This is a genomic window from Streptomyces sp. SID9727, from assembly GCF_010550605.1.
GTDB lineage: Bacteria > Actinomycetota > Actinomycetes > Streptomycetales > Streptomycetaceae > Streptomyces.
The window spans coordinates 1-9596 of record NZ_JAAGNI010000209.1; the positions used below are offsets into that span (position 1 = coordinate 1).

General features: G+C 72.8%; 12 protein-coding genes, 6 tRNA genes and 1 pseudogene. 9 read left to right on the forward strand and 10 right to left on the reverse strand.

The annotated features are described in order from the left end of the window. Positions 1-482, forward strand: a pseudogene (locus G3I41_RS13880) (hypothetical protein); the annotation flags it as partial. A gap of 61 nt (positions 483-543) precedes the next feature. Here the strand turns inward: G3I41_RS13880 and G3I41_RS13885 are convergent. Both G3I41_RS13885 and G3I41_RS13890 read right to left on the reverse strand, forming a co-directional pair. Beyond that, a tRNA-Val gene (locus tag G3I41_RS13885) sits at positions 544-615 on the reverse strand. Positions 616-681: 66 nt separating this feature from the next. After that, positions 682-1173 (reverse strand): TIGR02611 family protein, encoded by a 492-nt coding sequence (locus G3I41_RS13890; protein WP_164400525.1) that lies wholly within the window; start codon positions 1171-1173, stop codon positions 682-684. A gap of 189 nt (positions 1174-1362) precedes the next feature. On the opposite strand from G3I41_RS13890, the gene G3I41_RS13895 reads away from it, so the two are divergent. Both G3I41_RS13895 and G3I41_RS13900 read left to right on the forward strand, forming a co-directional pair. Then, positions 1363-1776 carry an SsgA family sporulation/cell division regulator gene (locus tag G3I41_RS13895; RefSeq protein ID WP_003959770.1) on the forward strand — a complete coding sequence of 138 codons (414 nt, stop codon included), beginning with the start codon at positions 1363-1365 and terminating at the stop codon, positions 1774-1776. 193 nt (positions 1777-1969) lie between these two features. Continuing rightward, positions 1970-2545, forward strand: coding sequence for a CGNR zinc finger domain-containing protein (locus G3I41_RS13900; protein ID WP_164400526.1), 576 nt, complete (start codon positions 1970-1972; stop codon positions 2543-2545). A 4-nt stretch (positions 2546-2549) separates the two neighbouring features. Here G3I41_RS13900 and G3I41_RS36390 read toward each other — a convergent pair whose 3' ends face one another. The 3 genes from G3I41_RS36390 to G3I41_RS13910 all read right to left on the reverse strand — a co-directional run bounded on the left by G3I41_RS36390 (position 2550) and on the right by G3I41_RS13910 (position 4515). After that, a complete protein-coding gene (locus G3I41_RS36390) occupies positions 2550-2705 on the reverse strand; it encodes a hypothetical protein (RefSeq protein WP_202542324.1) in 156 nt (51 codons plus the stop codon). 149 nt (positions 2706-2854) lie between these two features. Continuing rightward, positions 2855-3826: an acetylxylan esterase gene (locus G3I41_RS13905; protein ID WP_164400527.1), complete on the reverse strand. Its 972-nt coding sequence runs from the start codon at positions 3824-3826 to the stop codon at positions 2855-2857. A 218-nt stretch (positions 3827-4044) separates the two neighbouring features. Then, a complete protein-coding gene (locus tag G3I41_RS13910) occupies positions 4045-4515 on the reverse strand; it encodes a hypothetical protein (protein ID WP_203600986.1) in 471 nt (156 codons plus the stop codon). A 172-nt stretch (positions 4516-4687) separates the two neighbouring features. Between G3I41_RS13910 and G3I41_RS13915 the strand changes: the two genes are divergently transcribed. Beyond that, positions 4688-5203, forward strand: coding sequence for a DsbA family protein (locus tag G3I41_RS13915; protein WP_164400528.1), 516 nt, complete (start codon positions 4688-4690; stop codon positions 5201-5203). A gap of 10 nt (positions 5204-5213) precedes the next feature. Here the strand turns inward: G3I41_RS13915 and G3I41_RS13920 are convergent, their stop codons facing one another. From G3I41_RS13920 to G3I41_RS13930, 3 genes are all read right to left on the reverse strand, one after another. Further along, complete coding sequence (locus G3I41_RS13920; RefSeq protein ID WP_164400529.1) at positions 5214-6050, reverse strand: GNAT family N-acetyltransferase; 837 nt, start codon at positions 6048-6050, stop codon at positions 5214-5216. Positions 6051-6116: 66 nt separating this feature from the next. Then, the gene (locus G3I41_RS13925) at positions 6117-6938 is read right to left on the reverse strand and encodes an aminodeoxychorismate lyase (protein ID WP_164400530.1); all 822 of its coding nucleotides are present in this window, start codon (positions 6936-6938) and stop codon (positions 6117-6119) included. Beyond that, positions 6935-7972, reverse strand: coding sequence for a chorismate-binding protein (locus G3I41_RS13930; RefSeq protein WP_164400533.1), 1038 nt, complete (start codon positions 7970-7972; stop codon positions 6935-6937). The genes G3I41_RS13925 and G3I41_RS13930 overlap by 4 nt, the downstream gene beginning before the upstream one ends. A gap of 163 nt (positions 7973-8135) precedes the next feature. On the opposite strand from G3I41_RS13930, the gene G3I41_RS13935 reads away from it, so the two are divergent. The 5 genes from G3I41_RS13935 (at position 8136) to G3I41_RS13955 (ending at position 8596) form a co-directional block, all read left to right on the forward strand. Next, a tRNA-Gly gene (locus G3I41_RS13935) sits at positions 8136-8208 on the forward strand. A gap of 38 nt (positions 8209-8246) precedes the next feature. Beyond that, positions 8247-8320: transfer RNA gene (locus tag G3I41_RS13940), tRNA-Cys, on the forward strand. Between the two features lies 1 nt (position 8321). Then, a tRNA-Val gene (locus tag G3I41_RS13945) sits at positions 8322-8393 on the forward strand. 37 nt (positions 8394-8430) lie between these two features. Beyond that, positions 8431-8502 (forward strand) — tRNA-Val (locus G3I41_RS13950). A 22-nt stretch (positions 8503-8524) separates the two neighbouring features. After that, positions 8525-8596: transfer RNA gene (locus G3I41_RS13955), tRNA-Val, on the forward strand. A gap of 100 nt (positions 8597-8696) precedes the next feature. Here the strand turns inward: G3I41_RS13955 and G3I41_RS13960 are convergent. Beyond that, positions 8697-8975, reverse strand: coding sequence for a zf-TFIIB domain-containing protein (locus G3I41_RS13960; RefSeq protein WP_026171619.1), 279 nt, complete (start codon positions 8973-8975; stop codon positions 8697-8699). A 68-nt stretch (positions 8976-9043) separates the two neighbouring features. Further along, on the reverse strand, positions 9044-9596 hold a 553-nt coding region (locus G3I41_RS13965), incomplete at its 5' end, for a phosphotransferase (protein WP_164400531.1).

The window sequence follows — 9596 nt, forward strand, 5'->3', positions numbered from 1 at the left end:
TGTTCGTGGCGGCGGCGTGGGTGCGGCTCGCGGTGTCGGGGGTGTCGGCGCCGGAGGCGTACACCCTGCCGGTGACCGTGCCGGCGCTTGTGGTCGGGGTGCTGCGCCGGCGCCGCGATCCTTCGGCCTCGTCGTGGGCGGCGTACGGGGCGGGGCTCGCCGTGACGCTGGTGCCGTCGCTGGGCGCGGCCTGGACGGACCCCGACTGGGCGCGTCCGCTGCTGCTGGGGGTGGCGGCCCTGGGGGTCACGCTGGTGGGGGCGCGGCTGCGGCTCCAGGCGCTGCTGGTGCTGGGCGGCGCGGTGCTGGCGCTGGACGCGCTGCACGAGCTGGCGCCGTACGTCGTGCAGGTGGCGGGGGCGCTGCCGCGGTGGGTGGCGCCGGCCCTGGCCGGGGTGCTGTTGCTGGCGGTGGGGGCGACGTACGAGAAGCGGCTGCGGGACGCCCGGCGGCTGAGGGAGGCGCTGGGGCGGATGCGGTGAGGCGGGGGCGGGAACGCCGACGGCCCGGAAGCTCTTGGGGCTTCCGGGCCGTCGGTCCGGGTGGGCGATACTGGGTTCGAACCAGTGACCTCTTCGGTGTGAACGAAGCGCTCTCCCACTGAGCTAATCGCCCGGGCGCACCGCAAACATTACCCCATGTCAGCGGCGCCCCGTGACCACCTCGGGGAGGGCTCCGGGGTCACTCGTGGATCTTCCAGGGCATGACGATGCCGAACTTCCACAAGTAGATCCCGACGAGCACCGCGATGATCACAAGTCCGGTCACCGTGAGGATGATGTTGCGCCGGCGGACCTTGGGGTCGAGCGCCCGCTGGGCGGCCTCGGTGACCTTGCGCCGGGTCCAGCGCAGCACCAGCTGGGCCCAGACGAACTCGGTCGCCCAGATCGCCATGCCGCCGAAGATCACCAGCCAGCCGGGGCCCGGCAGCGGCAGCATGATGATGCCGGCCACCACGACGGCCAGGCCGACGACGAAGACGCCGACCTGCCAGCTGAGGTGCAGGGCCCTGGACGCCTTGATGAAGCCGGGCGCCCTGGAGCCGAGCGCCGGCTCCTCCTTGGTCACTCCCGGTATGACGTCCCCCGCCGCATCGCGGGGCGCTTCCCCCGCGGCGGAATCCGGTGCCATCGCCGCGGCGGCACCGTCCCGCTCGTCACTCTCCGCGTTCATGGACCCAACTTACCGGACCGCCCCGTGTCACTGGAATGGCCGCATGACGCAAAGTTACACACCGCTGTACGAGCTACCCGAAGCATCTCAAAACGGTCAGAGGGGTTTACAACGCCACCGTAGGTGGCATGTCGATTTCGCCGACGTGCGAATCCCCGAGCGCACACTGAGCGAAAGGCCCTGGCGCTTATGAACACCACGGTCAGCTGCGAGCTGCACCTGCGCCTCGTTGTGTCGAGCGAGTCCTCACTGCCTGTACCCGCGGGCCTGCGGTATGACACGGCCGATCCCTATGCCGTGCACGCCACCTTCCACACCGGAGCGGAGGAGACGGTCGAGTGGGTTTTCGCCCGCGACCTCCTTGCCGAAGGGCTGCACCGGCCCACCGGCACCGGAGACGTACGCGTCTGGCCATCCCGTAGTCACGGCCAGGGCGTCGTCTGCATCGCGCTGAGCTCCCCAGAGGGCGAAGCACTGCTCGAGGCGCCGGCACGGGCCCTGGAGTCGTTCCTGAAGCGGACCGACGCCGCGGTACCACCGGGCACCGAACACCGTCACTTCGACCTCGATACGGAGCTCTCACACATCCTGGCCGAGAGCTGAGCCAGGCCGAGAGCTACACGACGCCGTCCGACTCGGGGAGACGGCGTCGCGCGGACAACCTCATACGGCTGACACCGGCGCCGGTGACCGCGGATCCACCGCGGCGACCGGCGCCGGTCCGCGCCCCGGCCGAGCCAGTAGAGTCGTCCGGCATCGGCGGGCGCCCGCTCGCCGGAGGCCAGGGAGCGAAAGCGTGCTGATCCCCCACGACACCCGGATCGCCCTCGACCTGGTGGTCGATCTGGTGAACACCGCGCCGGAGAGCGAGCCGGAGGGGGGCGCCGCGCCGGCCGACGGACTCGCCGACGTCGCGGCACTCCACGCGTTCGCCGTACGCCACCGGGTGAGCGGGATCGGGGTGCTCGACCAGCGGGACCTGCGGGCGGTGCACGAGGTGCGCGCCCGGTTCGGCGAGGTCTTCGCCGCCGAGGACGCGCGCACCGCCGCCGGGCTGGTGAACGCCCTGGTGGCCGCGGCGGGCACCACACCGCAGCTCACCGCCCACGACGGCTACGACTGGCACGTGCACTACTTCTCGCCGGACGCCTCGATCGCCGACCACCTGGCGGCCGACTGCGGCATGGCCCTCGCCTTCATCATCGTGGCGGGCGAGACGGAACGGCTGCGGCGCTGCGAGGCGCCGGACTGCCGGCACGCCTTCGTGGACCTCTCGCGCAACCGCTCCCGCCGCTACTGCTCCAGCCGCACCTGCGGTAACCGCCTGCACGTGGCCGCGTACCGGGCTCGCCGCCGGGAAGCGGCCGGCTGACCGCTCACAGCAGGAAGAGATCGTGCAACGCGGCCATCAGCAGCAGGCTGCCGATGACCGTGAGGAAGATCATCAGAGGGGGCTGGGAAAGCGCGAAGAGGCAGCCGCGCGGCTCTTCGCCAGGGGGTGCGGGGGCGTCGCCCCGAGAGGTGTCCACCATTTCGGGACGATCATGACGCAGTGCCGGGAGTGCTCGTTACCAACATGACCCTCCCAGGCGGGAGTTCACCCGTCACGGGGGCATCCGTTATCGCTCCGGCGTCCGGTTTTCACTCACGTTTTCGGGTTGCCGCCCCGCACCCCGTCGGCTCAGCGCAGCTCGCGCAGCATCCGCAGCTGCGCCTGGCGGTGGACGCCGGTGCCGCCCTCGTGGCCGTTCCAGGGGTAGATCTCGATCTCCTTGGGTCCGGCCCAGCGGTTGTAGGCGGCGAAGACCGTGGAGGGCGGGCAGATCGCGTCCATCAGGGCGACCGAGTACAGCGCGGGTACGGTCGCGCGTGCGGCGAAGCTGACGCCGTCGAAGTACGACAGGGTGCGGAACACCTGGGCGTCCGCGCGGTGCTGGGTGGCGAGGAAGCGGACGATCTCCTGGTACGGGTCCTCGTCGGTGATCTCGACGGCCCGCCGGAAGTGCGTCAGGAACGGCACGTCCACGAACGCGGCCTTCACATCGGGGCTGAGGGCCGCCACGGCCTGCGTGATGCCACCGCCCTGGCTGGCGCCGTTCACGACGATGCGTGCCGGGTCGACGGCGGGGTGGCTGCGGGCGACCTCGACGGCCCGCACCGCGTCGGTGAAGACCCGGCGGTAGTAGTACGTCTCCGGGGCGAGGATGCCGTTGGTCATGAAGCCGGGCGCCTGCGGGTTGGCGGCGCCGTACGGGTCCGGGGTGGCGCCCGCCGAGTGGTGGTTGACCGCACCCTGGCCCCGGGTGTCCACGATCAGCGCGGCCCAGCCGGCCGACGGCCACACCAGGTGGTCGTGGGGCAGCCCGCGCCCGCCGCTGTAGCCGAGGTAGTGCACGACGGTCGGCAGGGGGCCCTCGGCGCCCGCGGGAACGTTCAGCCAGGCGCGTATCCGGTGCCCGCCCCAGCCGGCGAACGACACGTCGTACGAGTCGACCGCGGTCAGCGCGCCGTCGTAGGGCGCGAACTCGGCGTCCAGCGGGTGGGCGGCGGCCTCGTCCAGGGTGAGCTGCCAGAAGGCGTCGAAGTCCTCCGGCTCGTCGGGGTCGGGCCGGTAGCTCCGCAGCTGGTCCAGGGGCAGGTCGAACAGGGCCATCGCTTCTCCGTCTCGGGCACGCGGAAGGGGGCGGCGTCCGCCGCACGGTCCACGCGTCCCGCCCCCGGTGTCATGGGACCCGAACGCATACGTTCGCGGCCCAGCGGGACGCTATGCGGCCCCGCCGGGCAGGGTCAAGGAATCTCGGGCGAAACGATTCACCTGGTGAGACGGGGCGGCCCCGCCGCGTGCTGCGGCGGGTTCGGACGGCTCCGGTGTCAGATGCCGTGCTTCTTCAGGATCGCCTCGATGTCACTGAAGTCCTCGCCGGCTCCGGCCGACGGCGACTGCCTGCCCTGCTTCCCGGGCTTGGCCCGCGAGCCCGCGCCGCCCGGCGAGGAGCCCGCGCCGAGCGAGGGGGCCGACGCGGCCGGTTCCACGGCCTCGCCGCGGGCGGCCCGGGCGGCCGCCCGGCGTTCCTTGCGGCTGCCGCCGCCCCGGCGTTCGACGGCTCGCGTAATCATGAAGAGCAGCCAGGCCACCCCCAGCAGGCCGAAGCCCAGCCAGACGCTCGGTTTGAAGGCGATGTCCGACACCCACTTCACGACCCCCGTCAGCACCAGGCCGACCGGCACCAGCGCGTAGGCGGCGATCCTCGTCGCGGTGAGGAACCGCTTGCGGTACGCGGTGACGGCCGCGATGCCCAGGCCCGCCGCGGACACCGCGGAACAGATGGTCTCGGCAAGCATCGGTGCCTCCTGGCGCAGGGGGATACGTCCCTTCCATCCTGCACCGGCCACCGGGCGGACGGCCACGCCCCGGGCCCGTATCAGGGACATCTCAGGGGCCGGGCTCCTTCCCAGGTGCCGTACCGGCGGTGCCGGGACGAGACCGGGCCGCCCGCCCTGCGAGACTGGCCCCATGAGCGATTCCACCCCCGCAACACCGGTCGTCCTCGACGTCTGGTGCGAGCTCCAGTGCCCCGACTGCCACCACGCCCTCACCGATGTGCACGCCCTGCGGGCCCGGTACGGCGACCGGCTGGAGATCCGGCTGCGGCACTTCCCCCTGGAGAAGCACAAGCACGCCTACGCCGCCGCGCAGGCCGCCGAGGAGGCCGTGGCCCAGGGCAGCGGCTGGCCGTACATCGAGGCGGTGCTCGCGCGGACCGGCGATCTCGGGGACCGGGGCGAGAAGCTGCTGGTCGAGGTGGCCGGGGAGCTGGGTCTGGACGCGGAGGAGTTCGACACCGCGCTCATCGACGGCCGGCACATGCTGATCGTCGACGCGGACCAGGCCGAGGGCAAGGCGATCGGGGTGACCGGCACGCCGGCGTACGTGATCGGCGGCGAACGCCTGGACGGCGGCAAGAGCCAGGACGGGCTGCGTGAGCGGATCGAGGAGATCGCCGACCGCCTCCTGGCCGAGCAGGGCTGAGGGGCGGGAGCTACAGCGGCTTGGCCAGGTTGTACCCGGTCGGCTCGTAACCGAGCGATTCGTACAGCCGCAGGGCCGGGGTGTTGGCCGTGACGACGTGCAGGCCGATCCGCGTCTCGCCCGCCGCCAGGGCGATCCGCTCGGCCTGGAGCATCAGCGCCCGCCCGTAACCGCGCCCCCGGTACCGCTCCGCCACCTCCACGTCGAACACGTAGCCGACGCGCATGCCGGGGTGCATCTCGAACCGCGACTCCCAGACATGGCCGACCGTCTCGCCCTCGTGGCGCAGGTACTCCAGCCACGCGCCCTCGGTGGCGAGGCCGTCCGGCAGGTGGCGGGCGTGGGAGGCGCGGGCCGCGGCCGGCGCCGCCTCGCGCGGGGCGCCCCGGCTCACCAGGCTCTCCGTGTAGGCGGCGATCGCGTCGCGCTCCCAGGCGGCGAACTCCTCGGGCGTCATCGGGTGCGCGGTGAGCCCGGCGGGGAGGGCCGGGGGCTCCTCGGGCAGCGTCTTGACCATGTTGCGGCTGCGCTCGGTGTAGCCGAGGGCGGCGGCCAGCCGCTGCCCCGCCCTGTCCCCGGCGGCCACGCTCGTACACACCTGGGAGCAGCCCCAGCCGCGCAGGATCTCCTCGGAGGCCAGCGCGGCGATGGTGCCCCGGCCGCGCCTGCGGACGGCCTCGTCGATCCGCAGGGCGCTGATCAGGCCCGTCGCCCCGCCCGCGCCCGGCTCGACGGCGAGCGCCACGGAGCCGACGGGGCGCCCGTTGTCGCACACGTCGTACGCGCGCCGCTGTGCGCCGTCGGCGCCTGACTGGATCGGCCCGGCCGGCCGGAGTGTCGTCGTCATCAGGTGCTTTCTATCCCCTGCGCGGGGGCCCGTCACCCGTTTTTGCGCGGACGGGCCGGTCGCCGGTCACGGGTCGAGGTCGTCGGCCGCGCGGTCCTCGAAGATCCGCATCGCCTTGGCGGTCACCGGTCCCGGTGCGCCCGGGAGCTCCCGGCCGTCGATCCGGTGGACGGCCTGCACGTCACGGAGGGTGGAGGTCAGGAAGACCTCGTCGGCCCGGTCCAGGACGTCGTACGGGAGGTCGGTCTCCTGCGCCCCGGTCCACTCCACCGCGAGCGCCCGCGTGATGCCGGCCAGGCAGCCGGAGGCGACGGGCGGGGTGTGGAGCTGCCCGTTCAGGACGACGAAGACGTTGGACCCGGTGCCCTCGCAGAGCCGGCCGGCGGTGTTGGCGAACAGCGCCTCGGAGGCGCCCTGCTCGTGGGCGCGGGCGAGGGCGACGACGTTCTCCGCGTAGGAGGTGGTCTTGAGGCCGGTGAGCGCGGAGCGCTCGTTGCGGGTCCAGTCCACGGTGACGACGGCCGTGGTGTCGGGGCGGCGCGTCACCTCGCCGAGGGCGACGACGAGGCCGGGGCCCGCGTCGCCCCGGTCGGAGCCGAGGGGCGAGATGCCGCCGGTGTACGTGATCCGCAGCCGGCCCAGCCCGACCGGATTGGCCTCGACGACGGCGGCGCAGGCGCGGCGCACCTCGTCCAGGTCCGGGGCGGGCAGGCCGAGCCCTTGGGCGGAGCGGGTCAGCCGGTCGAGATGGCGGGTGAGGGCGAAGGGGCGGCCCTGGGAGACCCGGAGCGTCTCGAAGACGCCGTCGCCGACGGTGAGCCCGTGGTCGAGCACGGACACCCGGGCGTCGTCGGCGGGGCGCAGCTCGCCGTTGACCCAGATCCTCATGGTGCGGTCCTTCCGGTCGCTTCGTATGCGCCCGACGCTACAGCGAGCAGCCTGGACGCCTTCAGTTCGGTCTCGTCCCACTCGCGTTCCGGATCGGAGCCCCAGGTGATGCCGGCGCCGGTGCCGAAGCGGAGGAGGGGGGCGGGCCCGGTGCGGTCGGTCCAGAAGGTTCTGATGCCGACGGCGAGCGAGGCGGTCCGCCGGTCGGCGTCCACCCAGCCGATGCCCCCGCAGTACGGGCCGCGCGGGGCGGTCTCCAGTGCGCCGATGATCCGCAGCGCGCTGGACTTGGGGGCGCCGGTGACCGAGCCGGGCGGGAAGGCGGCGGCGAGGATCTCCGGCCAGCCCGCGCCGTCGGCGAGGCGGCCGCGCACGGTGGAGACGAGGTGGACGAGACCGGGGTGCTTCTCGACGGCGCAGAGGTCGGGGACGGTGACCGATCCGGTGGCGCAGACCCGGCCCAGGTCGTTGCGGACCAGGTCCACGATCATCACGTTCTCGGCGTGGTCCTTCTCCAGCAGGTCCGCCTCGGTGCGCCCGGTGCCCTTGATGGGACCGGACTCGACCGTGCGGCCGTCCCTGCGCAGGAAGAGTTCGGGGGACGCGGTGGCGATCTCGACGCCGTGCGCGGGGAGCCGAATCGTTCCTGCGTACGGGGCCGGGTTGCCGCGCGCCAGCAGCGCGGTGAGGGCGTCCACGTCGGCGGCGCCCGGGCCGGGCAGGGGCGCGGTCAGCACGCGGCAGAGGTTGGCCTGGTAGACCTCGCCGGCCGCGATGTACGCGCGGATGCGCCGTACGCCTTCCGTGTAGGCCTCGCGGTCGAGCGAGGAGGTCCAGTCGCCGACGGCGGGGCCGCGCCAGGCGCCGGGGACCGGGGCGGGCACGGGGGCGGGACGCACGGTGTCGAAGCGGGCGCAGGTCAGGGAACCTTCGAACCCCGCGCAGACGGCCCAGAAGCCGGACGAGTCGAGGGCTGCGGGATCACTGGTCACATCCCGCAGACCGGAGGCGACGAGGCCGCCGAAGCGGGCCATGGGAGCGAGGTCGTGCACGTCCGCGAGTGTAGGACGGCGCAGGGTGACCCGCGCCGGGGCGAGCGCACCTCAGCACGCTGCACAAACGCGTTTTTGTACTGGCCCCGGAATCCGCTAGAGTTCAACACGTCGCCGGGACGCGCAAGCGGACCGGGAAAGACAAGCGGACGTAGCTCAGTTGGTAGAGCGCAACCTTGCCAAGGTTGAGGTCGCCAGTTCGAACCTGGTCGTCCGCTCGCAGATGGCGGGGGATTCTTCCCGGACTCCCGCCCCTGGTGGAGTGGCCGAGAGGCGAGGCAACGGCCTGCAAAGCCGTCTACACGGGTTCAAATCCCGTCTCCACCTCCAAGGACGATTAGCTCAGCGGGAGAGCGCTTCCCTGACACGGAAGAGGTCACTGGTTCAATCCCAGTATCGTCCACTGATCCGCAAGGATCGTCGGTCCGCAAGGATCACCCGCGCGATTAGCTCAGCGGGAGAGCGCTTCCCTGACACGGAAGAGGTCACTGGTTCAATCCCAGTATCGCGCACGCAGTACACGCAGGTTCACCTGCGCGATTAGCTCAGCGGGAGAGCGCTTCCCTGACACGGAAGAGGTCACTGGTTCAATCCCAGTATCGCGCACTGTCACGAAGCCCCGGTCGTCTCGGCGACCGGGGCTTCGTCGTGCTCGCGCGCGTGCGGACGGGCCGCCGGCACGGGTGCCGGGGCCCACCGGGCGCGGTCAGGAGGAGAAGAGCATGCGGCCGAAGCTCTTCTGCCGGTAGTGACCGTGGTGGCCGCCGTGGTGCGGGGCGCCCCAGGCGGGTGCGGGGGCGGAGGGGTACGCCTGCGGCGGGGCGGCCGGCGGCGGGGCCTGCTGCGTCCACTGGGACTCGATGCGGGTCAGCGTCTCCAGCTCGCCGTAGTCCAGGAATATCCCCCGGCAGCCGCTGCACTGCTCGATCTGGATGCCGTTGCGGTTGTACGTGTGCATCTGTGCGTGGCACTTGGGACACTGCATGTTCGGGCTCACTCCTCGCCGTCGGTTCGCCGTCGCCGGAATGCCTGCCCGCCGACGGTCGGTTCACCCTACGACGTACGTTCGGCCGCCAACTCGGGCGGGAGCGAGGCGATTCGGGCACATGCGTCGATCATCACCTGTTCCACCTCATCCGGAGCCCGGCCCTCCGCCGCCGACTTGGCCCAGGCGAGCGCGGCGGTCTGCACGGTCAGCGCGCGGGCCGGCACGTCCAGGGCGGGCCACGGATCGCCGTCGGCGGGCACGGCGGGGCCCCCGCCCGCCCGGTAGGCGTCCAGGAAGCGGAGCCAGACGTCCGGCGGGAGCAGTCCGGCCGCGTACCAGGCGGCGGGGCGCGCGAGGTCCCAGGCCGGATCGCCGAGGCCCGCGTCGTCCACGTCGATGAGCAGCCAGCGGCCGTGCGGGGCGGGGTGGCGTACGAGCTGGCCCAGGTGGAGGTCGCCGTGGCAGAGGTACGTTCCCCGGCCCGCCGGGGAGGCCGCCCGGCCCCGTGTCCCGGCCCCCTCCTCGCCCCGCGCCCAGCCCGGCAGCCCGCACCAGGCGGTGAGCACCGGTTCCACGGCCGGGTCGGCGGGACGGGCGGCGCGCATCCGGTCGACGGCG